25 protein-coding genes are annotated in these 25,004 nt (G+C 58.8%); 12 read left to right on the top strand and 13 right to left on the bottom strand.

Annotation, left to right across the window (positions count from 1 at the left end):
• Positions 1-43: 43 nt before the first annotated feature.
• Positions 44-1,123: a tRNA (uridine(54)-C5)-methyltransferase TrmA gene (gene trmA, locus ACYZTY_RS24425; protein ID WP_461955813.1), complete on the bottom strand. Its 1,080-nt coding sequence runs from the start codon at positions 1,121-1,123 to the stop codon at positions 44-46.
• Positions 1,120-2,415, bottom strand: a complete 1,296-nt coding sequence (locus ACYZTY_RS24420; RefSeq protein ID WP_461955812.1) for an NCS2 family permease — start codon at positions 2,413-2,415, stop codon at positions 1,120-1,122. Before ACYZTY_RS24420 ends, trmA begins: the two co-directional genes overlap by 4 nt.
• Positions 2,416-2,629: 214 nt before the next feature.
• Here ACYZTY_RS24420 and ACYZTY_RS24415 point away from each other — a divergent pair, with 214 nt between their 5' ends.
• Together ACYZTY_RS24415 and ACYZTY_RS24410 are read left to right on the top strand one after the other, a co-directional pair.
• Positions 2,630-3,085, top strand: a complete 456-nt coding sequence (locus tag ACYZTY_RS24415) for a DUF4879 domain-containing protein (protein ID WP_461959394.1) — start codon at positions 2,630-2,632, stop codon at positions 3,083-3,085.
• 67 nt (positions 3,086-3,152) lie between these two features.
• Entirely contained in the window at positions 3,153-3,704 is a 552-nt protein-coding gene (locus tag ACYZTY_RS24410) for a DJ-1 family glyoxalase III (RefSeq protein WP_461955811.1), read from the top strand.
• Between the two features lie 6 nt (positions 3,705-3,710).
• Here ACYZTY_RS24410 and ACYZTY_RS24405 read toward each other — a convergent pair whose 3' ends face one another.
• From ACYZTY_RS24405 to ACYZTY_RS24395, 3 genes are all read right to left on the bottom strand, one after another.
• Positions 3,711-3,998, bottom strand: coding sequence for a HigA family addiction module antitoxin (locus ACYZTY_RS24405; protein WP_461955810.1), 288 nt, complete (start codon positions 3,996-3,998; stop codon positions 3,711-3,713).
• Between the two features lie 13 nt (positions 3,999-4,011).
• Positions 4,012-4,290, bottom strand: a complete 279-nt coding sequence (locus ACYZTY_RS24400; RefSeq protein ID WP_461955809.1) for a type II toxin-antitoxin system RelE/ParE family toxin — start codon at positions 4,288-4,290, stop codon at positions 4,012-4,014.
• Between the two features lie 85 nt (positions 4,291-4,375).
• Positions 4,376-5,614, bottom strand: coding sequence for an MFS transporter (locus ACYZTY_RS24395; protein ID WP_461955808.1), 1,239 nt, complete (start codon positions 5,612-5,614; stop codon positions 4,376-4,378).
• Between the two features lie 484 nt (positions 5,615-6,098).
• Between ACYZTY_RS24395 and ACYZTY_RS24390 the strand changes: the two genes are divergently transcribed.
• The 3 genes from ACYZTY_RS24390 to ACYZTY_RS24380 are packed head-to-tail and all read left to right on the top strand — an operon-like array spanning position 6,099 to position 8,777.
• Positions 6,099-7,541: a cytochrome ubiquinol oxidase subunit I gene (locus ACYZTY_RS24390; protein ID WP_461955807.1), complete on the top strand. Its 1,443-nt coding sequence runs from the start codon at positions 6,099-6,101 to the stop codon at positions 7,539-7,541.
• Positions 7,542-7,544: 3 nt separating this feature from the next.
• Entirely contained in the window at positions 7,545-8,552 is a 1,008-nt protein-coding gene (cydB, locus tag ACYZTY_RS24385) for a cytochrome d ubiquinol oxidase subunit II (protein ID WP_461955806.1), read from the top strand.
• A gap of 57 nt (positions 8,553-8,609) precedes the next feature.
• Positions 8,610-8,777, top strand: coding sequence for a DUF2474 domain-containing protein (locus tag ACYZTY_RS24380; RefSeq protein WP_461959393.1), 168 nt, complete (start codon positions 8,610-8,612; stop codon positions 8,775-8,777).
• A gap of 78 nt (positions 8,778-8,855) precedes the next feature.
• On the opposite strand, the gene ACYZTY_RS24375 is transcribed toward ACYZTY_RS24380, so the two are convergent.
• The gene (locus ACYZTY_RS24375; RefSeq protein ID WP_461955805.1) at positions 8,856-9,980 is read right to left on the bottom strand and encodes a methyltransferase; all 1,125 of its coding nucleotides are present in this window, start codon (positions 9,978-9,980) and stop codon (positions 8,856-8,858) included.
• A gap of 187 nt (positions 9,981-10,167) precedes the next feature.
• Complete coding sequence (locus tag ACYZTY_RS24370; protein WP_461955804.1) at positions 10,168-10,878, bottom strand: LuxR family transcriptional regulator; 711 nt, start codon at positions 10,876-10,878, stop codon at positions 10,168-10,170.
• Between the two features lie 334 nt (positions 10,879-11,212).
• Between ACYZTY_RS24370 and ACYZTY_RS24365 the strand changes: the two genes are divergently transcribed.
• Entirely contained in the window at positions 11,213-11,989 is a 777-nt protein-coding gene (locus ACYZTY_RS24365) for a ferredoxin--NADP reductase (protein ID WP_461955803.1), read from the top strand.
• 45 nt (positions 11,990-12,034) lie between these two features.
• Here ACYZTY_RS24365 and mscL read toward each other — a convergent pair whose 3' ends face one another.
• Complete coding sequence (mscL, locus tag ACYZTY_RS24360; protein ID WP_461955802.1) at positions 12,035-12,448, bottom strand: large-conductance mechanosensitive channel protein MscL; 414 nt, start codon at positions 12,446-12,448, stop codon at positions 12,035-12,037.
• A 286-nt stretch (positions 12,449-12,734) separates the two neighbouring features.
• Here mscL and katB point away from each other — a divergent pair, with 286 nt between their 5' ends.
• The 3 genes from katB to radA are packed head-to-tail and all read left to right on the top strand — an operon-like array spanning position 12,735 to position 16,291.
• Positions 12,735-14,276, top strand: a complete 1,542-nt coding sequence (gene katB / locus ACYZTY_RS24355; protein WP_461955801.1) for a catalase KatB — start codon at positions 12,735-12,737, stop codon at positions 14,274-14,276.
• Between the two features lie 59 nt (positions 14,277-14,335).
• Positions 14,336-14,878 carry an ankyrin repeat domain-containing protein gene (locus ACYZTY_RS24350; protein ID WP_461955800.1) on the top strand — a complete coding sequence of 181 codons (543 nt, stop codon included), beginning with the start codon at positions 14,336-14,338 and terminating at the stop codon, positions 14,876-14,878.
• Positions 14,879-14,923: 45 nt separating this feature from the next.
• Positions 14,924-16,291 carry a DNA repair protein RadA gene (radA, locus tag ACYZTY_RS24345; RefSeq protein ID WP_010467488.1) on the top strand — a complete coding sequence of 456 codons (1,368 nt, stop codon included), beginning with the start codon at positions 14,924-14,926 and terminating at the stop codon, positions 16,289-16,291.
• Between the two features lie 131 nt (positions 16,292-16,422).
• Here the strand turns inward: radA and ACYZTY_RS24340 are convergent, their stop codons facing one another.
• A complete protein-coding gene (locus ACYZTY_RS24340) occupies positions 16,423-16,791 on the bottom strand; it encodes a PilZ domain-containing protein (RefSeq protein WP_461955799.1) in 369 nt (122 codons plus the stop codon).
• A gap of 159 nt (positions 16,792-16,950) precedes the next feature.
• Between ACYZTY_RS24340 and ACYZTY_RS24335 the strand changes: the two genes are divergently transcribed.
• The 3 genes from ACYZTY_RS24335 (at position 16,951) to yjiA (ending at position 20,361) form a co-directional block, all read left to right on the top strand.
• Positions 16,951-19,017, top strand: coding sequence for a carbon starvation CstA family protein (locus tag ACYZTY_RS24335; RefSeq protein ID WP_461955798.1), 2,067 nt, complete (start codon positions 16,951-16,953; stop codon positions 19,015-19,017).
• A gap of 14 nt (positions 19,018-19,031) precedes the next feature.
• A complete protein-coding gene (locus ACYZTY_RS24330; RefSeq protein ID WP_007895266.1) occupies positions 19,032-19,229 on the top strand; it encodes a YbdD/YjiX family protein in 198 nt (65 codons plus the stop codon).
• Between the two features lie 163 nt (positions 19,230-19,392).
• A complete protein-coding gene (yjiA, locus tag ACYZTY_RS24325; RefSeq protein WP_461955797.1) occupies positions 19,393-20,361 on the top strand; it encodes a GTPase in 969 nt (322 codons plus the stop codon).
• Positions 20,362-20,460: 99 nt separating this feature from the next.
• On the opposite strand, the gene ACYZTY_RS24320 is transcribed toward yjiA, so the two are convergent.
• The 4 genes from ACYZTY_RS24320 to glyA all read right to left on the bottom strand — a co-directional run bounded on the left by ACYZTY_RS24320 (position 20,461) and on the right by glyA (position 24,796).
• Positions 20,461-21,150: a GntR family transcriptional regulator gene (locus tag ACYZTY_RS24320; protein WP_461955796.1), complete on the bottom strand. Its 690-nt coding sequence runs from the start codon at positions 21,148-21,150 to the stop codon at positions 20,461-20,463.
• Between the two features lie 25 nt (positions 21,151-21,175).
• Positions 21,176-21,880 (bottom strand): FadR/GntR family transcriptional regulator, encoded by a 705-nt coding sequence (locus tag ACYZTY_RS24315; RefSeq protein WP_461955795.1) that lies wholly within the window; start codon positions 21,878-21,880, stop codon positions 21,176-21,178.
• Positions 21,881-21,947: 67 nt separating this feature from the next.
• Complete coding sequence (locus ACYZTY_RS24310; RefSeq protein ID WP_461955794.1) at positions 21,948-23,261, bottom strand: C4-dicarboxylate transporter DctA; 1,314 nt, start codon at positions 23,259-23,261, stop codon at positions 21,948-21,950.
• Positions 23,262-23,542: 281 nt separating this feature from the next.
• The gene (gene glyA, locus ACYZTY_RS24305) at positions 23,543-24,796 is read right to left on the bottom strand and encodes a serine hydroxymethyltransferase (protein WP_092277784.1); all 1,254 of its coding nucleotides are present in this window, start codon (positions 24,794-24,796) and stop codon (positions 23,543-23,545) included.
• Positions 24,797-25,004 lie beyond the last annotated feature (208 nt).

Genomic DNA, 25,004 nt, shown 5'->3' with positions numbered 1-25,004 from the left:
AAAAGCCGTCAAATGACGGCTTTTTTATCGCTGCAACTGCCATTCAACGACGCGTCAACAACACCCCGGATTCCATGTGATGCGTCCACGGAAACTGGTCGAACATCGCGCACTGGGTGATGCGATGGGTGTCGTGCAACTGGGCGATGTTGGCCGCCAGGGTCTCCGGGTTGCAGGAAATGTAGAGGATGTTGTCGAAGCGCCGGGTCAGCTCGCAGGTGTCCGGGTCCATGCCGGCGCGAGGCGGGTCGACGAAGACGCTACCGAACTCGTAGCTCTTCAGGTCGATGCCGTGCAGGCGCCGGAACGGGCGGACTTCGTTCAGGGCTTCGGTCAGCTCTTCAGCGGACAAACGCACCAGGGTGACGTTATCCACAGCGTTTTCGCTGAGGTTGCTCAGTGCGGCATTGACCGAAGTCTTGCTGATTTCGGTGGCCAGCACTTTGCGCACACGGGTGGCCAGCGGCAGGGTGAAGTTGCCGTTGCCGCAATACAGCTCCAGCAAATCGTCCGGGCGATCACCGAGGGCGTCGTAAGCCCAGTTGAGCATCTTCTGGTTCACGGTGCCGTTGGGCTGGGTGAATGCGCCTTCGGGCTGGCGATAGCTGAACGTGCGGCCACCGACTTCCAGTTTTTCGACCACGTAATCATGGCCAATCACTTCGCGTTTGCCTTTCGAGCGACCGATAACGCTGACGTTCAGGTCAGCGGCCAGTTTCGATGCCGCCGCGTGCCAGTGTTCGTCCAGCGGGCGGTGATAGCACAGAGTAATCATCGCATCGCCGGCCAGGGTGGTCAGGAACTCCACCTGAAACAACTTGTGGCTCAGCGCCGCACTGGCTTTCCATGCTGCCTTGAGCTGCGGCATCAGCTCATTGATGCGCAGGCTGGCAATCGGGAACTCTTCGATCAGGATCGGCGTGCGTTTGTCTTCCTGGGAAAACATAGCGTAGTGACGCTCTCCGCCTTCGCGCCACAGGCGGAACTCAGCACGCAGGCGGAAGTTTTTCAGCGGCGAGTCAAACACCGCAGGTTCCGGTGCATCGAACGGGGCCAGCAGGTCGCGCAGGCGCGTGACCTTTTCTTCGAGCTGAACAGCGTAGGCCTGGGAATCAAAAGTCATGCGTTGAACCAACCCAACTTGATCACAAACAGAATCGACAGAATCACCAGCGCAGAATTCAGCTCACGGCCGCGGCCGGACAGCAGTTTGATCGCGGTCCAGGAGATGAAACCGAAGGCGATGCCGTTGGCGATGGAATACGTGAACGGCATGGCCAGCGCGGTGACCACGACCGGTGCGGCAACGGTGATGTCATCCCAGTCTATTTCGGCCAGGCCGGATGTCATCAACACCGCGACGAACAGCAGCGCCGGTGCGGTAGCGAATGCCGGGACGCTAGCGGCCAATGGCGAGAAGAACAGCGCCAGCAGGAACAGAATCGCTACCACGACAGCGGTCAGGCCGGTGCGGCCACCGGCACTCACGCCTGCGGCGGATTCGATGTAGCTGGTGGTGGTCGAGGTGCCCAGCAGCGAACCGGCCATGGCCGCGGTGCTGTCGGCGATCAGGGCGCGGCCCATTTTCGGCATGTGGCCGTCCTTGCCCATCAGGCCGGCGCGCTTGGCAACGCCGATCAGGGTGCCGGAGTTGTCGAACAGGTCGACGAACAGGAAGGCGAAGATCACGCTGACCAGACCGATGTCCAGCGCACCTTTGATGTCCAGTTGCAGGAAGGTCGGCGCCAGGGACGGCGGCATCGACATCACGCCGCCGAACGGGGTGAAGCCCAATGCGATCGACGCGATGGTCACAACCAGAATGCCGATCAGTACCGCGCCACGAATTTTCAGCGCTTCAAGTGCCACGATCAGGGCAAAGCCGAGGGTCGCGAGGATCGGAGCGGGTTGCTTCAAGTCACCGAGGCCGACCATGGTCGCCGGATTGCTGACCACGATGCCCGCGTTGTGCAGGGCGATCAGCGCCAGGAACAGGCCGATACCGGCGGCAATCGCCGAGCGCAGTGGCAGCGGGATGCTGTTGATGATCCATTCGCGGATGCGGAAGATCGACAGCAGGAAGAACAGCACCGCCGAGATGAACACCGCCCCCAGCGCCACTTGCCAGGTGTGGCCCATGTGCAGGACCACGGTGTAGGTGAAGAAGGCGTTCAGGCCCATGCCCGGCGCGAGCGCGATCGGGTAGTTGGCGATCAGGCCCATCACTGTGGAACCGATGGCCGCTGCCAGACAGGTAGCGACAAACACCGCGCCCTTGTCCATGCCGGTCTCGCCGAGAATGCTCGGGTTGACGAACAGAATGTAGGCCATGGCCAAGAAGGTCGTGACGCCCGCCAGAATCTCGGTACGCACGTTGGTGTTGTGTGCCTTGAGTTGAAACAGCCTTTCCAGCATGTCTGCTCCCCGTGGCGCGCCCGGCGCCGTGAATGTATCGACCTCAACAGCAAAGCACAGACCTTTGAAGGCGCCTGGTAATTTTCTGTGGGTCGGAAAAAGCCGCGCATCATACCAGCAGCGTGGGGCTGTGGCTGCTTATGGCTGCGATCGTCGTCGATGTTTTGCCGTAAAGCGAAGTGAGCCATACTGCGCGCTGGTTTTGGGGGGCGTTATGGATTGCATTAAAAAGTGTGGGGTTGCGGTTATTGGCGTCGTGATGGCGTTGTTGCTGGGGGCGCAAACCGCCTCGGCCGCGATGGCGCCGCCGTTGAGCCAGGTAAAAGTGGTCAACGTCGAATCACCGGGCTGTGGTTTTGAAAACATTGTCGAGAAACAAGAGCAGACGAGCTGCGACCACAGTGGTCCGAGCATCAAGGTCTACGTTCTGGAGATTGGCTATGGTCGCGCCCCGCATGTCGCACTGGACGGTTTTGAAGTGAACGGCACCCGGACGCCGGTGTGCGCCTTTCAAACCGGCAACTTGAAGGACTGCGCGCCTGGGGAAAAAACCGTCGGCTATCTGTATATCTTCAATCTTGCGGGCAAACAGAACGGCATCTTCACCTTCAGCAACACCTCGATCAACGCGCCGGGCAACACGATGTCGACGCAGCTTTACATCAAGTAACGGCTGCGCTCGAACAAGGGTCAGGAAAGCTGACTACGCTTTAAAGATCATCCTGTGGACCGTGCCCATGACCTTTAGAGCTTTGATTACCCTCGCCGAGGGCATCGATGACCTGCAAACCGTGACCTTGATCGACGTGCTTCGCCGCGCCAAGGTTGAAGTGGTGGTGGCGAGCATCGAAGGGCGGCGAATGCTCACGTGTGCCCGTGGTACCCGCCTGACCGCCGATGCAATGCTGGTGGATTTGCTGGCCCAGCCATTCGACCTGATCGCTCTGCCTGGCGGAGAGGTCGGCTCACAACACCTCGCCGCGCATCAACCCCTGCAACAGTTGATCAAGGACCAGGCCTCTGCCGGGCGTCTGTTCGCCGGCATCGCCGAATCCCCGGCGCTGGCGTTGCAAACCTTTGGCGTATTACGTCAGCGGCGCATGACCTGCCTGCCATCGGCCAGCCATCAATTGTCGGGCTGCAATTTTGTTGACCAGCCAGTGGTGGTCGACGGCAACTGCATCACCGCGCAGGGATCGGGTGCGGCACTGCAGTTTGCCCTGACGCTGGTGGAGCAACTCTGCGGTAAAGCCACGCGGACTTCTGTGGCGCGGGAGTTGGTGGTTTGAATAACGTCAGGCGTGAATGGCAATAGGTTCGATAAACGGTTGCTCACGATGCTCCGCTTGCCAGAGGTCGTAGTCGGCCTGAACCCCTAACCACATCCGCGCCTTGCCAATTCCGGCTCGCTCGAGACGCACCGCCAGATCCGGACTAATCGGTGCGTGGCCATGCAGTACGCGCGAAAGATGCGGACGAGCGAACCCCAAGTGGCGGGCCAGCTCTGTGACACTGATGCCTAGCTCGGGCAATACATCCATCAAAAGCGTTTCGCCAGGGTGCGGCGGGTTGTGCATAGGCATGTCCTGCCTCCTTTCAGTGGTAGTCCAGATAATCGATCAGTTCGATATCCGAGCCGATAAAACGAAAAATAACTCGCCAGTTCCCCGAAACGCTCAATGACCAATATTCGGCCAACTCCCCCCGGAGTGGGTGCAATCGCCATCCCGGCAGATCGAGGTCGCCAGGCAGCGCTGCACGGTCCATGAACTGAAGCATTCGAGACAGACGCTTCGCATGGTCTGCGCGGATCCCACGAGTCGAACCTGTTTCATAGAAGCCTCGAAGGCCTTTGTGTTGAAAGGATTTGATCATGGGGGGAAGTGTAAGGCGATACATTACACTTAATGCACTATTTATGTAGTGCACCTGGTCGACAAAACTGTGAACGGAACCTGCTTCAGACCCTCACTTCTTCCACCGGCACATGCATGCGGTCGCGGTTGGCCAGGGTCGGGAACAGTTTGATCCACGTCCCCGTCACCACCAATGTGCCAATCCCACCCATGACCACCGCCGGCACAGTGCCGAACCAATGGGCGGTGAGGCCGGATTCGAATTCGCCCAACTGGTTCGAAGCACCGATGAACAAACCGTTCACGGCGCTGACCCGGCCGCGCATTTCGTCCGGGGTTTCCAGTTGCACGAAGGAGGCGCGGATCACCATGCTGATCATGTCCGCCGCGCCCAACACCACCAGCACGGCCAGTGAAAACCAGAACGAGGTCGAGAGGCCGAACGCGATGGTCGCGACGCCGAACACACCGACAGCCGTGAACATCACCCGCCCGACCTTGCGCTCCACGGCAAATCGCGCGAGGTACAGCGACATCAGCAGCGCACCGACGGCCGGGGCTGAACGCAACAGGCCCAGGCCCCATGGGCCGGTCAACAGGATGTCCTTGGCGAACACCGGCAGCAGCGCCGTCGCACCACCGAGCAATACCGCAAACAGGTCCAGGGAAATCGCCCCGAGAATGTCCGGGCGACTGCGAATGAAGCGGATACCCGCGAGCAACGAATCCAGGGTCGCCTTGCCCTTGTTCAGCGGCGTTTGCCGGGCCGGCAGGTTGAGCATCAGCAGGCAGGCAATGATGTAGAGGATCACCGTCGGGCCATACACCCAGACACTGCCGAAGGCATAGAGCAAACCGCCAAGGGCCGGGGCGACGATGGTGGCTGATTGTTGAGCCGACTGCGCGGCGGCGACGGCGCGGGGGAACAATGCGCTGGGGACGATGCTCGGGAGCAAGGCCTGGGTGGTCGGCATCTCGAAGGAGCGCGCGGCGCCGAGCAGGAACGCGAGGATGAAAATCATCTCCCGAGTGACATGATCGGTCGCGCTGCCGATGGCCAGGGACAGGGCGATCACCGCTTGCAGGGACTGACAGATCGCCGCGACCTTGCGCCGGTCATAGCGGTCCGCGACATGCCCGGTATGCAGCATGAACAGCACCCTCGGGGCAAACTCCACCAACCCCACCAGACCCAGGTCAAGCACATTGCCGGTCAGTTGATACAGATTCCAGCCGATGGCCACGGTGAGCATCTGAAAACCACTGGCGGTAAACACCCGAGCCAACCAGAACGCGATAAAAGGACGGTGATGACGTAACAGCAAGGGCGCTTGGCTGGGCATCTGGGGGCAAGTCTTGAGCGAGGGGAGGGTCGAGATTATCACCAACCTGTAACCAGAAGTTGCAGGGTTGGAAAAATTAGTTAGCTAGACACCGATCTCGGAAACACTGACATCACCCTGTGGGAGCGAGCCTGCTCGCGATGGCGGCGTATCAGTCGATACCCCTTCGTCTGACACACCGCTTCGCGAGCAGGCTCGCTCCCACAGGTAATGTGTTTCAGTTCATGAGCAGACCTGTGAGGCAACCTGTCACGCGTCAAAAGACCACACCGTCCATCGTCAAAAATGGGACTACTCTTTTAACCATTGCTTGATCCAGATCAAGACCCTTGTGGAAATGATCCGGCGGCCAGATGGCCAGACTCCCTACGTTGTGATGTTTGTAAAAAAAGAACGAATTCAAATTCGCCACACTCCATATCCGTGGGGGCCGTGGGTGCAGGCCGCAAGCCTTCAGCCGGTATTACCTGACAGAGGAAGACTTATGTTCGGTTTGGAGGCGCTTGATCTCGCCCGAATTCAGTTCGCGTTCACCATCTCGTTCCACATCCTGTTCCCGGCCATCACCATTGGCCTGGCGAGTTACCTGGCGGTACTCGAAGGCCTGTGGCTGAAGACGAACAACGACACTTACCGCGATCTGTACCATTTCTGGTCGAAGATATTTGCCGTCAATTTCGGCATGGGCGTGGTTTCCGGGTTGGTCATGGCCTATCAGTTCGGCACCAACTGGAGCCGCTTCTCGGACTTCGCCGGTTCCGTGACCGGGCCGTTGCTGACGTACGAAGTCCTGACAGCGTTCTTCCTTGAGGCCGGTTTCCTGGGGGTCATGCTGTTCGGCTGGAACAAGGTCGGGCGCAACCTGCACTTCTTCTCCACGGTCATGGTCGCCATCGGTACGCTGATCTCGACCTTCTGGATTCTCGCCTCCAACAGCTGGATGCAAACCCCGCAGGGATTCGAAATCATCAATGGCCAGGTCATTCCAACCGACTGGTTTTCAGTGATTTTCAACCCGTCATTCCCCTACCGCCTGATGCACATGGCAACGGCCGCGTTCGTCGCGACCGCCTTCTTTGTCGGCTCCTCGGCGGCCTGGCACTTGTTGCGCGGCAAGGACAACCCGGCGATTCGCACCATGCTTTCGATGGCCATGTGGATGGCCTTGATCGTGGCGCCGATTCAGGCCGTCATCGGTGACTTTCACGGTCTCAACACGCTTAAGCATCAGCCGGCGAAAATCGCCGCGATCGAAGGTCACTGGGAAAATCACGGCGATGAGCCAACCCCGCTGATCCTGTTCGGCTGGCCGGACATGAAAGAAGAACGGACCAAGTACGCGGTAGAGATTCCGTACCTGGGCAGCCTGATCCTGACGCATTCCCTGGACAAGCAAGTGCCGGCGCTCAAGGACTTTCCCCCTGAAGACCGGCCGAATTCAACCATCGTTTTCTGGTCGTTCCGGATCATGGTGGGTCTGGGCATGCTGATGATCTTCACCGGTCTGTGGAGCCTGTGGCTGCGCAAAAGCGACAAGCTGTACACCTCGCGACCGTTCCTCTACCTGGCATTGTGGATGGGCCCGTCCGGCCTGGTCGCGATCCTCGCCGGTTGGTTTACCACTGAAATCGGCCGTCAGCCGTGGGTGATCTATGGCTTGATGCGTACGGCGGACGCGTCCTCCAATCACAGCTTCATGCAGATGAGCATCACGCTGATCCTGTTCGTTGTGGTGTATTTCGCGCTGTTCGGTGCCGGTCTGGGCTACATGATGCGCCTGGTGCGCAAAGGACCGAAGATCGACGAAGGCAAGGAAACCAACGACGGTGGCCCTGGCCAGAAACGCACTCCGGCCCGTCCGCTTTCCGCCGCCGACGACGATGGTGCGGACGCTGACCACAGCCCCAGCCTGACCAAGGAGATTTGAGTCATGGGTATTGATCTTCCGCTGATCTGGGCCGTGATCATCATCTTCGGCATCATGATGTACGTGGTCATGGACGGCTTCGACCTGGGGATCGGGATTCTCTTTCCGTTCATCCCGGGCAAGACCGACCGTGACGTGATGATGAACACCGTCGCCCCGGTCTGGGACGGCAACGAAACCTGGCTGGTCCTGGGCGGCGCGGCGTTGTTCGGCGCGTTTCCGCTGGCCTATTCGGTGGTGCTCTCGGCGCTGTACCTGCCGCTGATTTTCATGCTGATCGGGCTGATTTTCCGTGGTGTCGCGTTCGAATTCCGCTTCAAGGCCAAGGATGACAAGCGCCATCTGTGGGACAAGGCGTTCATCGGTGGTTCGATTGCCGCCACCTTCTTCCAGGGGGTGGCGCTGGGTGCATTCATCGATGGCTTGCCGGTGGTCAATCGCCAGTTTGCAGGCGGCTCACTGGACTGGCTGACACCGTTCACCCTGTTCTGCGGCCTCGCGTTGGTGGTGGCTTATGCGCTGCTCGGCTGCACTTGGCTGATCATGAAGACCGAAGGCAAGTTGCAGGAGCAGATGCATAATCTGGCGCGGCCGTTGGCGTTCGTGGTGTTGGCGGTGATCGGTATCGTCAGTATCTGGACCCCGCTGACCCATGCCGAGATCGCGGCTCGCTGGTTTACCCTGCCGAACCTGTTCTGGTTCCTGCCGGTGCCAATTCTCGTGCTAGTGACCATGTACGGTCTGATCCGTGCCGTGGCCCGCAATGCGAACTACACGCCGTTTCTGCTGACCCTGGTGCTGATCTTCCTGGGTTACAGCGGACTGGGCATCAGCCTGTGGCCAAACATCGTGCCGCCTTCGATCTCGATCTGGGACGCCGCTGCACCGCCGCAAAGCCAGGGCTTCATGCTGGTCGGTACGCTGTTCATCATCCCGTTCATCCTGGGTTATACCTTCTGGAGCTACTACGTGTTCCGCGGCAAGGTGACTCACGAAGATGGTTATCACTAGAACGCACGACAATGGCGCAGGGTCGATTCCTGCGCCGTTTCAGAGGAGGTCACGATGATGGCTGGCAAACATTCCCTGGAGGAAATCAAGGCAGCAGAGCAAAAACCGCTCTGGCAGCGGCTCGGTTGGCTGGCCTTGATCTGGGTCGGTAGCGTGGGGGCCCTGTTTATCGTGGCCAGCCTGATGCGCATGTTCATGAATGCCGCAGGTCTGTCCACGCACTGAAATACCTGCATTCCCATCCCGTTGCCTTGTGGCGCGGATTCAAACCCTCCTGTCACGGAGGGTTTTTTTTACGTGCGATTATCTACGGGCTTTGAGAATGACGAATTTCGGCGTGGCCGCCACTTGCTCTACGCCACGGAACAGCCGCGCGAGCTTGCTGTGGTAGCCGAGGTGACGGTTGCCGACGATGTACAGCGCACCGCCTGTCACCAGGGCCTCGCGCGCCTGCTGGAACATCCGCCAGGCGAGAAAGTCGCCGACGACTTGTTGCTGGTGAAACGGTGGATTGCACAGCACCACGTCCAGCGATTGCGGTTCTTGCCCGGCCAGGCCATCGCCGGCGCGCACGATCACGTCACGATCACCGAGCGCAGCGCGCCAGTTTTCAGCCGCTGATTGCACTGCCATGAATGACTCGTCCACCAGCGTGTAATGGGCATCAGGGTTTTGCAGAGCGCTGGCGATTGCCAATACACCGTTACCGCAACCGAGGTCGGCGACTCGCGCTGTACCGAGGTTCTGTGGCAAATGTGGGAGAAAGGCTCGTGTGCCGATGTCCAGCCCTTCGCGGCAGAACACATTGGCGTGGTTCAGCAGTTCGATCGCCGGTGTGTCGAGTTGATAGCGTGAAGGGTAGGGGGACACGGCTGGGGTTTTGGCTTCAGGCGTTGCGATCAGCAGCCGGGCCTTTTTCACCGCCAACGAGGCTTGCACCGTGCCGATGTAACGTTCCAGCAGATCACCCGCGGCACGCGGCAGATGCTTGACCATCGCTGCAGCAATCAGCTGAGCGCCTGGAGCCAGTTGGCCCTGCAGGCGAATAAGCTGTTCTTCCAGCAAGGCCAGGGTTTTCGGCACCCGGATCAACACACGGTCAAACGGGCCGGTGAATGCTTCGTTCGCCGGAACAACCGGTACCGCATCAAATGCCTGGCCGTTGCGGATCAGATTCTTTTCCAGGCCCTGGAAGGCCAGGAAAGAGTCGCCGCTGCTGGTCACCAGGACTTTTCCCGCCAGGCTCGCTGCCAACGCGCCGAAGCTATCGTTGAGCACCAGCACTCGGGTGTCCGCGGCCGGCTGCTGCTCGGCCAGATGATTGAGCAGGTATTCATCGGCGGCATCGAACGCTTGCAGTGGTTCGTTCTGCTGTTCTGGCTGACGGATCAGATCGAGTTGGGCGAAGGGCGTTTCGAGCAGGGGCATGAGGCGGGGCTCTGGGTAGTCAACGGGTGTGGGGTCCCGCTGCCTGAAGCGTTGTAGCGGCGGGGCCGTCCGAGTGGACTGCGACGGATGTTTCACTCGTCATCACTCTGGAGGAACCGCAAATGGTACGTTTTTTTCTTTTGGAATACTCGCGGGTTTTTCGTCCTAGGGTATTTGGGCGCACTGCTCAGATCATGCAGGCCCTTGCCGCTGCGATGACGGCGGCGATCTTGTTGTTGACGCCCAGTTTCTGGATCGCTCTGTGAATATGGAAATTGGTAGTGCGTTCAGTGATGCTGAGGATCATGCCTATTTCACAGGCGGTTTTGCCATCCGCGGACAGCTTCAGTACCTCGACTTCGCGTGCCGATAAATGAGGTTTGCAGAGGTCTCTCACGCGCTCAGGCAGTTTTTTAGCGATGAGGCCATGCAGGTGGTGGCTGATGAAGATCGTGTAACCCAGATTTTCATAAAACTCATAGGGGGTGATGGGGCAGTTGCTTCTGGCCAGGCTGAACATGCTGCGCAGCCCGTTGTCGTCATGAAGCGATTGCGACCAGCCGTGCCGCATGCCGGTTAGTTGTAGTGCTTGCCACAGCCTTGGGATTCTCGAGTAAGCCTTTTCTTCCCATATTTTTGGCATTGTCGAGCGATTGCAATGTGCCAGTATTGGATCTGTTTCGCTGAAGTTGTTTTGGTCATACTCCACGTTCCACTCGCGTGGGTAGTTATTGAGATTGACCCTCTCGAAGTGCGGGCCCCGTGAATGAGATGTTATTGAAAAGGCACAGAAATTAAATCCAAGCTCTTGAACGAGCTTAAGTGAAATTTCGTATGCAGATTCAATATCCCTCGCGTTAGATATTTTGCACAACTGTGATTCCTTCCACATTTCCATTTGGTGTAACTCCATGCGGGCATCTTTGGGGTGCAGATTGGATCCGAAATCCAGCACGCCACGAGTGTAGGAGTATTCCTACGCATATGCTGCAATTTTTTCGCTCTTGAAAAGACTGAAAATTACATAACTGGTTCTTAGCGAGAAAAGGAAAAGTTGTATGTTGTACGCAATTCAATTATTTAAACTTTGTCTTGTAGTGCGAAAAAGAGAGGATTTCAACCGCGATAATGGCGGCAGCATAGGGGGGGCTTGTCTAAAGCCACTACAAATCACCGGTGTTTACATCCCCCGCTTTGCGGGACACTGGGCCATCTGTTGAATGGAGTAACCCATGACTGCCAGTGCAGAAAAATTTACTCGCCAGACCCTGACCGACGTTCAGCCGTTGACCCCCAACCTGTTCACGTTGCGGGCCGGCAGAGACCCCGGCTTTCGCTTTCGTGCAGGGCAGTTCGCCCGGCTTGGTGTGACCCGGTCCGATGGCAGTACGGTGTGGCGCGCCTATTCAATGGTCTCTTCGCCTCATGACGAATTCCTCGAGTTTTTTTCCATCGTCGTGCCCGGCGGGGAGTTCACCAGTGAACTGAGTCGGCTAGAGGTCGGCGATACGCTGCTGGTAGACCGCCAGGCCTTTGGTTACTTGACGCTGGATCGTTTCGTCGATGGGCGAGATCTCTGGTTGTTATCCACAGGCACGGGCGTGGCACCGTTCCTGTCAATCCTGCAGGACTTCGAGGTGTGGGAGAAATTCGAGCGGATCATCCTGGTCTACAGCGTACGCGAGGCCCGCGAGCTGGCTTATCAGGAGCTGATCGCGGGGTTGGCACAGCGCGACTATCTGGCCGAGTACGCGCACAAGTTGCAGTTCATCGCCACCGTCACGCGCGAGCAGCACCCCGGCGCCCTGAATGGGCGAATCACTACGCTGATAGAAAATGGTGAACTGGAGCGGGTGGCCGGGGTGGCGCTGACGGCCGAACACTCGCGGGTCATGCTCTGCGGCAACCCACAGATGATCGATGACACGCGCAAGTTGCTCAAACAACGCGATATGCACTTGAACCTCAGCCGACGACCCGGCCAGGTGGCGGTGGAGAACTTCTGGTAAAAAAAACGGCGCCCCGAAGGCGCCGTTTCTGTTTGCAATCAGCCTTCAAGGCCGGTTGTTCTGGGCTTTGAGCAGATCACGGATCTCGCTCAACAGCTCTTCTTCCTTGGTTGGAACCGGCGGCAGGGTTGGCGCAACGGCCTCTTCGCGTTTCAGACGGTTGATGGCTTTGACGCCCATGAAGATCGCGAAGGCGACAATGATGAAGTCGATCAGGCTCTGGATGAACTTACCGTAGGCCAGCATTACCGCCGGGACCTCCCCGTTGGCTGCCTTGAGCGTAACGGCCAGGTCACTGAAGTCCACCCCACCGATCAACAGGCCGATTGGCGGCATCACCACGTCGCCGACAAACGATGAAACGATCTTGCCGAAGGCGGCGCCGATGATGATACCAACGGCCATGTCGACCACATTACCTTTGACCGCGAAGGCCTTGAACTCACTTATCACGCCCATAGGTTATTTCCTTGTTACAGATGAGGTTGGTGGATCGCAGTGTAATTCAGCAGGACGACTCTTGCTCGAAACACCGTCTTACAATGCCCGTGTTTATCGACACATTTGCAGTCATTTAGTTTTCAAAGTGCCACCAATCGCGCGGGAACTACGCGCTAACAAGCTGATTAGCCACACAATTTTCTGAGTCATCGCATTACGTTCTTTCTATTTATGTTCTGCGGTCCGGGCCTCTAGCCTCTGGGCAGCGCACTTGGAGTGCGCCTTGAAAACAGAGGAACCTGATATGACTTCAACCATTGGCCTCGGGGCTTTTCCCCATCGGCGTACCCTTGGCGTGTTAACCGCCAGCCTGCTGTCCTTCTCCGTCCATGCTGCGCCACTGACCCGCGATAACGGTGCTGCCGTCGGCGACAACCAGAACTCGCAGACCGCCGGCGCCAACGGCCCGGTGCTGCTAAAGGACGTGCAGCTGATCCAGAAGCTCCAACGCTTTGACCGTGAACGAATTCCCGAGCGCGTCGTGCATGCCCGCGGCACCGGTGCCCACGGCACCTTCACCGTGACGGAGGACCTGAGTGACCTGACCAAGGCCAAGGTATTCGCTGGAGGGCAGAGCACGCCGGTATTTGTGCGTTTCTCGGCGGTGGTCCACGGCAACCATTCGCCAGAAACCCTGCGTGACCCCCGGGGCTTTGCTACCAAGTTCTACACGGCGGACGGCAACTGGGACCTGGTCGGCAACAATTTCCCGACCTTCTTCATTCGTGATGCCATCAAATTCCCGGACATGGTCCACGCCTTCAAGCCGGACCCGCGTACTAACCTGGACGATGATGCCCGCCGCTTCGATTTCTTCTCTCATGTGCCAGAGGCCACCCGCACCCTGACGGAGTTATATTCCAATTCCGGCACACCGGCCAGTTATCGGGAAATGGACGGTAATGGTGTCCATGCTTACAAGTTGGTTAATGCCAAAGGTGAAGTGCACTATGTGAAGTTCCACTGGAAAAGTCTGCAGGGAATTAATAATCTCGATCCAAAAGCATTAACCAACGTTCAAGGTCAAGACTACAGTCATATGACCAATGACTTGGTCAGTCATATTAACAAGGGTAACTTTCCGAAATGGGACTTGTACGTCCAGGTGTTAAATCCTCAAGACTTGTACAAGTTTGATTTTGATCCATTGGACGCAACCAAAATCTGGCCCGGAGTTCCTGAGCGAAAAGTTGGACAAATGGTGTTGAACCGTAATCCGGAAAATGTCTTCCAGGAAACGGAGCAAGTTGCCATGGCACCGGCCAATCTTGTTCCAGGTATCGAGCCTTCAGAAGATCGCTTGTTACAGGGCCGGGTGTTCTCGTATGCCGATACTCAACTGTATCGCCTGGGCGCCAATGCACTGCAATTGCCGATCAATGCACCCAGGGTCGCCGTGAACAACGGCAATCAGGATGGCGCGATGAACATCGGCCACCGCAGCAGCGGTGTTAATTATCAGCCGAGCCGTTTGCTGCCGCGTGACGAGCCGCAAGCCGCGCGGTACAGCCAGTCGGCCCTGTCGGGCAGCACGCAGCAGGCGAAGATCCAGCGTGAGCAGAATTTCAAGCAGGCCGGCGATCTGTATCGCTCGTTCAGCAAGAAAGAGCGCAAGGACTTGATCGAGAGCTTCGGCGGTTCACTGGCCACCACCGATGACGAGAGCAAGCACATCATCTTGTCCTTCCTTTATAAGGCCGACCCGGAGTACGGGAGCGGCGTGACCAAGGTGGCCAAGGGGGATCTGAGCCGGGTCAAGGCATTGGCGGCCAAGCTGGCTGATTGATCGCGTTTGCCTGAACAGCGGGGCCTCTGACGGGGGCCCGTCAGACCAAGGAGCTTGCCATGCGTTTTTGTCTATCGTTGTTACTGGCGTGCGTTTCGTTCAGCGTCTTCGGCGGGCCGGCCGAAGATCCCGCAGCGCTGAAGGTTCAACTGCAGGATTACTACTTCGACGCCGCCCGCCGTGGCGATGTGCCGATGCTCGATACCTTCATCGAGGCCGGTTACTCCCTCGATACCCGCGACGGCAAGGGTTACACCGCGCTGATACTTGCCGCCTATCACGGCCAGGCAGCCGCCGTGGACCGTTTGCTCGCGGCCGGGGCCGACGCCTGCGCGCAGGATCAACGCGGCAACACCGCCCTGATGGGCGCCATTTTCAAGGGCGAAATCCAGATCGCCAAAACCCTGTTGGCCGCTCATTGCAGCCCCGACCAACGTAACGGCGCCGGCCAGACTGCCGCGATGTATGCCGGATTGTTCAAACGGGTCCAATTGCTGGATGAGCTCAAGGCCAAGGGCGCCGACCTGAATGCTGAAGATCCATTGGGCAACAGCGCCGCGCGTCTGGCCAAGGGTGAAATCCGCACAGCAGCGCCGCGCTGATCCGCGTCAGCTGAGCTATCATCGCGGTTTTTGCCGGGAGTTCAGATGGCCAAGGCCAAGCGCATGTACGGCTGCACCGAGTGCGGCTCCACCTTCCCCAAGTGGGCCGGCCAGTGCGGCGAGTGCGGGGCCTGGAACACGCTGACCGAAACCATGGTCGAGAGCGGCGGTGCCGCAGCACCCAGCGGTCGCACCGGTTGGACAGGCCAACAGGCACAGATCAAGACCCTGGCCGAAGTCAGCGTCGAAGAGATCCCGCGTTTCTCCACCGCGTCCAGCGAGCTCGATCGGGTGTTGGGCGGCGGCCTGGTGGATGGTTCGGTGGTGCTGATCGGCGGTGATCCGGGTATCGGTAAATCGACCATTCTCCTGCAAACCTTGTGCAACCTCGCCAAAGTCATGCCGGCGCTGTACGTCACCGGCGAAGAATCCCAGCAACAAGTGGCCATGCGCGCCCGCCGTCTCGGTTTGCCTCAGGACCAGCTGCGGGTGATGACTGAAACCTGCATCGAAACCATCATTGCCACCGCCCGGGTCGAAAAGCCCAAAGTCATGGTGATCGACTCCATTCAGACGATCTTCACCGAACAACTGCAATCGGCACCGGGCGGCGTGTCGCAGGTTCGGGAAAGTGCGGCGTTGCTGGTGCGTTATGCCAAACAGAGCGGCACCGCGATTTTCCTGGTCGGCCACGTAACGAAAGAAGGCGCATTGGCCGGCCCGCGAGTGCTGGAGCACATGGTCGATACGGTGCTGTATTTCGAAGGCGAGTCCGATGGGCGGTTGCGTCTGTTGCGTGCGGTGAAAAACCGGTTCGGCGCCGTCAATGAATTGGGCGTTTTCGGCATGACCGACAAGGGGCTGAAGGAAGTCTCCAACCCGTCGGCGATTTTTCTGACCCGTGCACAGGAAGAAGTGCCGGGCAGCGTGGTCATGGCGACGTGGGAAGGGACGCGGCCGATGCTGGTGGAAGTCCAGGCGCTGGTGGATGACAGCCACTTGGCGAATCCGCGTCGGGTCACGCTGGGGCTGGATCAGAATCGTCTGGCGATGTTGCTGGCGGTGCTGCATCGTCACGGCGGCATTCCGACTCACGATCAGGACGTATTCCTCAACGTGGTTGGCGGGGTGAAGGTTCTGGAAACGGCCTCCGACCTGGCGCTGATGGCGGCGGTCATGTCCAGTTTGCGCAACCGGCCACTGCCGCATGATTTGCTGGTGTTCGGTGAAGTCGGGCTGTCGGGTGAAGTGCGCCCGGTGCCAAGTGGCCAGGAACGCTTGAAGGAAGCCGCCAAGCACGGCTTCAAACGCGCCATCGTGCCCAAGGGCAATGCGCCTAAGGAAGCACCGCCGGGTTTGCAGATTATTGCCGTAACCCGACTGGAACAGGCCCTCGACGCGTTGTTCGAATAAACATTCTGGCAGGACACAATCCCTGTGGGAGTGAGCCTGCTCGCGATGGCGGACGATCAGTCAACATCATTGTTGAATGATAAACCGCTATCGCGAGCAGGCTCACTCCTACAGGGATTAGTGTCGGGCTGTCAGATTTCGATCAGGGCGCCCAATTCGCGCTCCAGCTCCTCGGGATCGCCCAGGTTGAATTCGATCAACCGCCGCAGGCGCTCGATGGATTCCAGGCTGATGTGCTTGCAAACAAACCCGAGCTGGCCATGATCATCGTGGGTCAGCATCACATCCATCTTGATCTCGACGTCCTCAGTAAGATGAATATCGACCAGAAAATGCCAATCCGGATTGCCCAGCCACGGCTCGGGCTTTTCGATCAGCAGCCCCTTGAGTGACAGGTCGATCAACTTCACTGGCCAGATGAATTCCCCTTGGCTCAGTTCGGTTCGGGCATCGAACGCAATACGTTTGAAGCGGCGGCGATCGGCTGGGTGTTCGCTCATGGCGCAATCCTCTAGATGTTCGCTGACTATAGACCCGCATGGTTAAAGCCTGCCAGTCAGGTCAGGCCTCTAGACCAATGTTGGGGTATGGCCTTTGCCGTCAGGCGAGCTAAACTCGGGGTGGCTGTCTTTCTTGTCCACCCTGGCTGGAATCATAAAATGAAAAATAATAATAGCCTGCTACGCCATATACCTTGGCTGCTGCTGGCAATCGTAGGAGCGTGCGCCCTTGGTGTCGTGGCATTGCGCCGAGGTGAGGCGATCAACGCCTTGTGGATTGTGGTCGCGGCCGTGGCCATTTATCTGGTTGCCTACCGCTATTACAGTCTGTTCATCGCCAACAATGTGATGCAACTTGACCCGCGACGGGCCACCCCCGCCGTGATCAACAATGACGGTCTGGACTACGTGCCGACCAACAAACATATCCTCTTCGGTCACCACTTCGCCGCCATCGCAGGCGCGGGGCCGCTGGTCGGTCCGGTATTGGCGGCGCAGATGGGCTATTTGCCCGGTACGTTGTGGCTGATTGCCGGCGTGGTGCTGGCCGGTGCGGTTCAGGACTTTATGGTCCTGTTCATGTCCACCCGCCGCAACGGTCGTTCCCTGGGCGACATGGTCCGTGAAGAAATGGGCCGCATCCCCGGCACCATCGCGCTGTTTGGCTGCTTCCTGATCATGATCATCATCCTCGCGGTGCTGGCGCTGATCGTCGTGAAAGCCCTGGCCGAGAGCCCGTGGGGGATTTTCACGGTAATGGCGACCATTCCGATCGCGATGTTCATGGGCATCTACATGCGCTACATCCGCCCGGGCCGCATCGGTGAAATCTCCGTGGTCGGCGTGTTGCTGCTGCTGGGTTCGATCTGGCTGGGTGGGCAGATTGCTGCCGATCCGGTCTGGGCCAAGGCGTTCACCTTCACTGGCGTGCAGATTACGTGGATGCTGGTCGGTTACGGTTTCGTGGCTGCCTCGTTACCGGTCTGGCTGATTCTGGCACCGCGTGACTACCTGTCGACGTTCCTGAAAATCGGCACCATCGTGGCCTTGGCGATCGGCATTCTGATCACCATGCCCGAGCTGAAAATGCCGGCACTCACTCAGTTCATCGACGGCACCGGGCCGGTGTGGAAGGGCGGTTTGTTTCCGTTCCTGTTTATCACCATCGCCTGTGGCGCGGTCTCCGGTTTTCACGCACTGATCTCCTCCGGCACCACGCCGAAGCTGCTGGATAACGAAGTCAACGCCCGTTACATCGGTTACGGCGGCATGCTGATGGAGTCCTTCGTGGCCATCATGGCGATGGTCGCGGCTTCGGTGATCGAGCCGGGCGTGTACTTCGCCATGAACAGCCCGGCGGCAGTCGTCGGCGGTGACGTGGTGGCTGTGGCCCAAACTGTTACCAGCTGGGGGTTTGCAATCACTCCGGAAGCGTTGCAAGCGGTGGCCAAGGACATCGGTGAAACCACCATCCTGGCCCGTGCTGGCGGTGCGCCGACCCTCGCGGTCGGTATCGCGCAGATCCTGCACAGTGTCCTGCCGGGTGAAAACACCATGGCGTTCTGGTACCACTTCGCGATCCTGTTCGAAGCGCTGTTCATCCTGACCGCAGTCGACGCCGGTACCCGTGCCGGCCGATTCATGCTGCAGGACTTGCTCGGTTCCTTCGTGCCGGCGCTGAAACGCACCGAGTCCTGGACCGCCAACCTGATCGCAACCGCCGGTTGCGTGGCGATGTGGGGCTGGTTGCTGTACCAGGGCGTGATCGATCCACTGGGCGGCATCAACACCTTGTGGCCGTTGTTCGGTATCTCCAACCAGATGCTGGCCGGTATCGCGCTGATGCTCGGCACCGTTGTGCTGATCAAAATGAAACGCCAGCGCTACGTTTGGGTGACCATGCTGCCAGCCGTGTGGCTGCTGATCTGCACTACCACCGCAGGCTTCATCAAGCTGTTCGACGCCAACCCGGCGATCGGCTTCCTGTCGCTGGCGAAAAAATACAGCGATGCCCTGGCCAACGGTCAGATCCTCGCCCCGGCCAAGGACATCACTCAGATGCAACACGTGATCTTCAACGCCTACACCAACGCAACGCTCACTGCGCTGTTCCTGTTCGTGGTCTTCAGCATCTTGTTCTATGCGCTCAAGGTCGGTATTTCCGCCTGGGGCAGCAAAGAGCGTACGGATAAAGAAGCACCGTTCCAGGTACTGCCGGATGCGTAATCGAGGAATGCACCATGTTCAATGACCTGAGTCGCCTCGGTAAATACCTCGGTCAGGCCGCGCGCCTGATGGTCGGCATGCCCGACTACGACAACTACGTCGAGCATATGCAAACCAAACACCCGGACAAACCGGTGATGAGCTACGAGATGTTCTTCCGGGAACGCCAAGAGGCTCGTTACGGTGGCAAGGGTGGGCCGAAGTGCTGTTGACCCGGTTGTCGGGTTAACAGCAATTCGTGTGGGAGCTAGCCTGCTGGCGATGACGGCTGAACATTCAACATCACTGTTGATTGACGGTCCGCCATCGCTAGCAGGCTAGCTCCCACATTTATTTTGTGTTGATACTTTAATTTTGTGAAACAGGAGATTCCAGTTGTCCTCTCCCATCCCAGTCACGATCCTCAGCGGCTTTCTCGGCGCGGGCAAGACCACGCTGCTGCGCCACCTGCTCAAAGCCGAACACGGTCTGAAAATCGCCGTAATCGAGAACGAATTCAGTGATGCCGGTATCGACACCCAGCTATTGGGCGACGAACCCGTGCAAGTGATGACGCTGTCCAACGGCTGCGTCTGCTGCACCATCCACACCGACCTGACCAAGGCCTTGTACCTGCTGCTCGAACGCCTGGACAGCGGCGAAATCGCCTTTGATCGTCTGGTCATTGAATGCACTGGCCTGGCCGACCCGGCGCCAGTGGCGCAGACTTTTTTCATCGATGAAGAGCTGCGCGAGCGTTACATCCTCGACGGCATCATCACCCTGGTAGACGCGGCGCACGCCGACACTCACCTGACCCAGACCATCGCCCAGGCACAAATCGGTTTTGCCGACCGTTTGCTGGTGAGCAAACGCGATCTGGTGGACGAGCCGACGTTTACCGCGTTGAGCGAACGCCTGACCCGCATCAACCGTCGCGCGCCGATTCGCGTGGTCGAACACGGCAAGATCGACCTGGCCGAACTGCTCGACGTACGCGGTTTCAACCTGAATGCCGACCTCGGCGGCGTGAGCCTGCGCCCGGTGAGCAAAGCGCCCTCCATCGACCGCATTTCCAGCCTGGTGCTGCGCACCGACAAGCCGCTGGATATCGACAAGCTCAGCGAGTTCATGAACGAATTGCTGGAAGACCATGGCAAGCAATTACTGCGCTACAAGGGTGTGTTGAGCATTCTCGGTGAGCCGCGGCGGATGGTGTTTCAGGGGGTGCTGAAGCTATATGGGTTCGACTGGGATACCGAATGGGCGGACGATGAAACGCGTGAAAGCGTGATCGTGTTTATTGCCGATGATTTGCCGGAAGAGAAGATTCGTGAGGGGTTTGCGCGGGTGGCAGCGGATTGAAAGAGTGTGTTCATCGGTGATGACGCCTTCGCGGGCAAGCCTCGCTCCTACAAGGGCTATGAATTACTTGTAGGAGCGAGGCTTGCCCGCGAAAGCGATCTAACCAGCAACACGATTCTGGCGGGGTATCGGTTGTGAGTTCAGCAGTACCGCCTCCAAATGATCCAGATGCCGGCTCAACAATGCCTCGGCAGTCACTGCATCCCTACGCTCCACTGCATTCACAATGTCCTCATGCACCTGCCACCCGCAATAACCCTCCACCTGCGCATCAAACTGCGCAATCGCCAGCGAAGTCAGCGGCACCAGACTGCCAAGAAAATGCGCCAACGGTGCATTCCCCGCCATTTCCGCCAACTGCAAATGAAACTCCCCTGACAATCGAATCGCCGGTCCACGGCCGGTACAGCTGCGCTCGCGATCGATCAGGGCATGCAAGCGAGTCAAGTCTCGCGCACGGGGTTGTCGGCACGCCAGACGCACCAGCGTGATCTCCGTCAGCCGTCGGGCATGTAACGTTTGCCGTGTCTGCTCGGCATCAAGCGCGGCAACGCGGGGCCGATGGTTCGCCCGAAGGACGATGATCTGCTGATGGGACAGGCGCGTCAGCACGCCACGAATCTCACTGCGACGAACGCTGAACATCTGCGCCAGGCTTTCCTCGGTAAAGCGACTGGTCGCATCAATGCGCTGTTCGAGAATGGCGTCGAAGATCCGCGAATAGAGATCGTCCGCCAGCGGTGGAAAGGGCAGGGCAGTGAGTGTTTGCGGTGAGGCGAAGCTATTCATGGCCTGTCTCCGGTTCGAAGAAGTTTTAGCTGCCGAGGTTGTCGTCCGGGATATTCAATTCGATGCCCATCCGCTGGCCTTCCCGAAGGATGTGCCGGCGCATCTCGGCGCTGGCCTGGGCGCTGTTTTTGCTGCGGATCGCCCGCACCACGGCTTCGTTCTCTTCGAGACGTTCGGCCAGATGCTCGGGGGAGTTGCGCAGCACCTCGGCGCTTTGCTTCAGGGCATTGCTGGTCTGCTGCACCACGCTCTGGAAGATCGGGTTTGAGGTCAGGGTGAACAGCTCTTCGTGGAAGGCGATGTAGGCATTCGCCCCGGCCTCGCTGTCGTTGGCCTCCAGCGCTTCGCGCATGTCCATCAGGGTCAGGCGCAGTTGCCCGACTTCCTTGCTGCTGATCGATTGCGCGACCAGGCCGACGATGAACGGCTCGAGGGTGTAGCGCAGTTGCAGCACGTCTTCCAGGCTGGCGCCGGCGACTGCGCTGTCGTGGCTTTGGCTGTCGCTGAGATTGGCCTCCAGCACCACCACGCCTTTACCCGGCATGGAGCGCACCAGCCCAAGGGTTTCGAGCACGATGACGGCTTCACGCAGGCTCGGGCGGCTGATGCCCAGTTGTTCCGCCAGTTCACGCTGCCCCGGCAGCATTTCGCCGGAGCGCCACTGACCACGGGCCAAAGCGGCCCGGAGTTTTTCTACGACTGAGTTCACAACGGTCGACGAGGTAATCACTGTTCGCTCCATGAGCATCCAAAACGATTGATGGCCGTGCCTGCCCGCAGGCAGGCACGGCGATGATTCAAAATTCCTGCTGATGCGCCGGGGCAACCGGTTTTCTTGCCTGGAAGGTATAACCCACCTGGCCGGAAAGCACTTTGTTCGCCCGTTGAATATCGATGTCCTTCTCCCAGCGGGCGATGGCCACGGTAGCGACGCAGTTGCCGATCAGGTTGGTCAGCGCCCGGCCGATGCCCATGAACCAGTCCACCGCCAGCACTAGCACCAGGCCCACCACCGGAATCGCCGGGATCGCCGTGAGTGTCGCCGCCAGAATCACCAGCGCCGAGCCGGGAATCCCGTGAGCGCCTTTGGAGGTGATCAGCGACACCAGCAGAATCGTCAGCAGGTCGGTCATGGCCAGCGGCGTGCCGGTGGCATTGGCGATGAAGACGATGGCGAGGGTCAGGTAGATCGAGAAACCGTCGAGGTTGAACGAGTAGCCGGTAGGAATGACCAGCCCGACCGTCGAACTGCCGATGCCCAGATGCTCAAGCTTGCGCATGATTTGTGGCAGCACAGCGTCGGAGGAGGCGGTGCCCATGACGATCAGCAGTTCTTCGCGCAGGTACTTGAGCAACGGCCACATCTTCAGGCCCGAAAGGCGCATCACCAGGCCGAGAATCAATGTCACAAACGCCACACAGGTCAGATAAAACAGGCCGACCAGGCTGCCCAGGTGCTGCAGCGAATCCAGGCCATATTTGCTGGTGGTGAAGGCAATGGCTCCGAATACGCCGATCGGCGCCAGGCGCACGATCATGCCCATGATGCGGAAGATCACGTGGCTGAGTTCGTTAATCAACCGTGAGATACCGGAGGCCGCCTCGCCCACCAGGTTCAGCGCGCTGCCGAACAGCACCGAAAACAGCAGCACTTGCAGAATATTGTTCTCCGCGAAGGCGCCGATCACCGAGGTCGGGATCAGGTTCATCAGGAACTGGGAGGTGGTTTGCATGTGCTGACCACGCTGGGCGATGTCGCCCATGTCGGCAGCGGAAAGCTGATCCAGATGAATGTTCGCACCGCTGCCGATCCCGGTGGTGAAGGCGAGCACCAGGCCAATTACCAGGGCGATGGTGGTCAGGATCTCGAAGTAAATCACCGATTTCAGGCCGATGCGGCCGACTTTCTTCAAATCTCCGGCACCGCTGATGCCGCTGACCACTACGCAGAACACGATCAGGCCGATGAGCATCTTGATCAGTTTGATGAAGCCGTCGCCGAGCGGTTTGAGCTGGGCAGAGTATTCAGGAAGGGTCAGCCCGCAGACGATGCCGAGCACCAGTCCGAGAACCACTTGGAGGAAGATTGAACGCGAGCACCATCTGAGCATGGGAGGAATCCTGGTCGGTGTCCTGGCTGCCGTGCGCTTGAGTGGGCGCATCAGATTAAGGACTTAATTATTGTGGTCTTACCGGTATGTCCAGTGCAGGCGCAGTCTAGGCGCTGTTTTTGGGTGATCGCAAGCGGAAATTGTGGAATTGGCATGACCGGTCTTACCAGTTGAGCGCAATAGCCCGACCTTGAGCCTTTTCGTCCTTTGAAAATAATCCAGACGAAAAAAAACCGGCCATCACGTGGCCGGTTTTTCAGTGCTGCGGTTCAGCGGTGCAATTAAGCGCCGTACACCGGCAGCTTCTTGCAGATGGCCTTGACCTTCTCACGAACGGCGTCGATCACCGCTTCGTTGTTCAGGTCCGCCAGGATGTCGCAGATCCAGCCGGCCAGCTCTTTGCACTCAGCTTCCTTGAAGCCGCGAGTGGTCACAGCCGGAGTACCGAAGCGCAGGCCGGAGGTGACGAACGGGGAGCGTGGATCGTTTGGCACGGAGTTCTTGTTCACGGTGATGAACGCTTTGCCCAGAGCGGCGTCAGCGTCTTTACCGGAGATTTCCTGCTTGATCAGCGACAGCAGGAACAGGTGGTTTTCAGTACCGCCCGATACCACGTCGAAACCGCGCTCGATGAACACGCCGGCCATGGCCTTGGCGTTCTTCACCACTTGTTGCTGGTAAGTCTTGAACTCAGGCTGCAACGCTTCTTTGAAGCAGATCGCTTTGGCGGCGATCACGTGCTCCAGCGGGCCACCCTGGGCGCCCGGGAATACGGCGGAGTTCAGCTTCTTCTCGATGTCGGCGTTGGCGCGAGCCAGGATCAGGCCGCCACGTGGACCGCGCAGGGTCTTGTGCGTGGTGGTGGTCACGACGTCAGCGAAAGGCACCGGGTTCGGGTAGACGCCAGCGGCGACCAGACCGGCCACGTGAGCCATGTCGACGAACAAGTAGGCGCCAACTTTGTCAGCGATTTCGCGGAAGCGCGGGAAGTCGAGGATCTGCGAGTAGGCAGAGAAACCGGCCACGATCATTTTCGGCTTGTGTTCAACGGCCAGGCGCTCGACTTCGTCGTAGTCGATCAGGCCATTGGCGTCGATGCCGTACTGAACGGCGTTGTACAGCTTGCCGGAGGAGGAAACACTGGCACCGTGGGTCAGGTGACCACCGTGGGCCAGGCTCATGCCCAGGATGGTGTCGCCCGCTTGCAGCAGGGCCAGGTACACGGCGCTGTTGGCTTGCGAACCAGCGTGCGGCTGAACGTTGGCGTAATCGGCGCCGAACAGTTCTTTTGCACGGTCGATGGCCAGTTGCTCAACGATGTCGACGAACTCGCAACCACCGTAGTAGCGCTTGCCCGGGTAGCCTTCGGCGTACTTGTTGGTCAGTACCGAGCCTTGAGCTTCCATCACCGCTGGGCTGGTGTAGTTTTCCGAAGCGATCAGCTCGATGTGTTCTTCCTGGCGCTGAGCTTCTTGCTCCATGGCGGCAAAAAGATCGGCGTCGTACTTGGCAATAGTCAAATCACGGCTGAACATGGCGGTCCTCAAGGATCGGGGGCAGAAAAGGGGGGCATTCTAACCCAACCGCTTTTAGAAGGGATATGAAACGCAGTCAGGTTGTGGATAAGCGGGCTTCAAGCAGCAAGCCCCAAGCGGCAAGCAAAAGCCGATTTGCTCTTACTTGTAGCTTGCCACTTGAAGCTTGCAGCTCTTTTCATGTTCGATTGATTGGAGCCAACAGCTC

The organism is Pseudomonas sp. LB1P83 (assembly GCF_054897885.1).
This window is presented reverse-complemented; position numbering and strand designations above follow the sequence as displayed.

What these genes read in the sequence shown, in the direction of transcription:
- mscL (WP_461955802.1), bottom strand. Translation starts at nt 12,448, where the DNA reads ATGGGCGTGATAAGTGAGTTCAAGGCCTTCGCGGTCAAAGGTAATGTG.
- ACYZTY_RS24370 (WP_461955804.1), bottom strand. Translation starts at nt 10,878, where the DNA reads ATGGAAATGTGGAAGGAATCACAGTTGTGCAAAATATCTAACGCGAGG.
- ACYZTY_RS24335 (WP_461955798.1), top strand. Translation starts at nt 16,951, where the DNA reads ATGAAAAATAATAATAGCCTGCTACGCCATATACCTTGGCTGCTGCTG.
- radA (WP_010467488.1), top strand. Translation starts at nt 14,924, where the DNA reads ATGGCCAAGGCCAAGCGCATGTACGGCTGCACCGAGTGCGGCTCCACC.
- ACYZTY_RS24340 (WP_461955799.1), bottom strand. Translation starts at nt 16,791, where the DNA reads ATGAGCGAACACCCAGCCGATCGCCGCCGCTTCAAACGTATTGCGTTC.
- ACYZTY_RS24405 (WP_461955810.1), bottom strand. Translation starts at nt 3,998, where the DNA reads ATGCCTATGCACAACCCGCCGCACCCTGGCGAAACGCTTTTGATGGAT.
- ACYZTY_RS24365 (WP_461955803.1), top strand. Translation starts at nt 11,213, where the DNA reads ATGACTGCCAGTGCAGAAAAATTTACTCGCCAGACCCTGACCGACGTT.
- ACYZTY_RS24375 (WP_461955805.1), bottom strand. Translation starts at nt 9,980, where the DNA reads ATGCCCCTGCTCGAAACGCCCTTCGCCCAACTCGATCTGATCCGTCAG.
- ACYZTY_RS24330 (WP_007895266.1), top strand. Translation starts at nt 19,032, where the DNA reads ATGTTCAATGACCTGAGTCGCCTCGGTAAATACCTCGGTCAGGCCGCG.
- ACYZTY_RS24395 (WP_461955808.1), bottom strand. Translation starts at nt 5,614, where the DNA reads ATGCCCAGCCAAGCGCCCTTGCTGTTACGTCATCACCGTCCTTTTATC.
- ACYZTY_RS24350 (WP_461955800.1), top strand. Translation starts at nt 14,336, where the DNA reads ATGCGTTTTTGTCTATCGTTGTTACTGGCGTGCGTTTCGTTCAGCGTC.
- katB (WP_461955801.1), top strand. Translation starts at nt 12,735, where the DNA reads ATGACTTCAACCATTGGCCTCGGGGCTTTTCCCCATCGGCGTACCCTT.
- ACYZTY_RS24320 (WP_461955796.1), bottom strand. Translation starts at nt 21,150, where the DNA reads ATGAATAGCTTCGCCTCACCGCAAACACTCACTGCCCTGCCCTTTCCA.
- ACYZTY_RS24410 (WP_461955811.1), top strand. Translation starts at nt 3,153, where the DNA reads ATGACCTTTAGAGCTTTGATTACCCTCGCCGAGGGCATCGATGACCTG.
- ACYZTY_RS24380 (WP_461959393.1), top strand. Translation starts at nt 8,610, where the DNA reads ATGGCTGGCAAACATTCCCTGGAGGAAATCAAGGCAGCAGAGCAAAAA.
- cydB (WP_461955806.1), top strand. Translation starts at nt 7,545, where the DNA reads ATGGGTATTGATCTTCCGCTGATCTGGGCCGTGATCATCATCTTCGGC.
- ACYZTY_RS24310 (WP_461955794.1), bottom strand. Translation starts at nt 23,261, where the DNA reads ATGCTCAGATGGTGCTCGCGTTCAATCTTCCTCCAAGTGGTTCTCGGA.
- ACYZTY_RS24390 (WP_461955807.1), top strand. Translation starts at nt 6,099, where the DNA reads ATGTTCGGTTTGGAGGCGCTTGATCTCGCCCGAATTCAGTTCGCGTTC.
- trmA (WP_461955813.1), bottom strand. Translation starts at nt 1,123, where the DNA reads ATGACTTTTGATTCCCAGGCCTACGCTGTTCAGCTCGAAGAAAAGGTC.
- ACYZTY_RS24415 (WP_461959394.1), top strand. Translation starts at nt 2,630, where the DNA reads ATGGATTGCATTAAAAAGTGTGGGGTTGCGGTTATTGGCGTCGTGATG.
- ACYZTY_RS24400 (WP_461955809.1), bottom strand. Translation starts at nt 4,290, where the DNA reads ATGATCAAATCCTTTCAACACAAAGGCCTTCGAGGCTTCTATGAAACA.
- glyA (WP_092277784.1), bottom strand. Translation starts at nt 24,796, where the DNA reads ATGTTCAGCCGTGATTTGACTATTGCCAAGTACGACGCCGATCTTTTT.
- ACYZTY_RS24420 (WP_461955812.1), bottom strand. Translation starts at nt 2,415, where the DNA reads ATGCTGGAAAGGCTGTTTCAACTCAAGGCACACAACACCAACGTGCGT.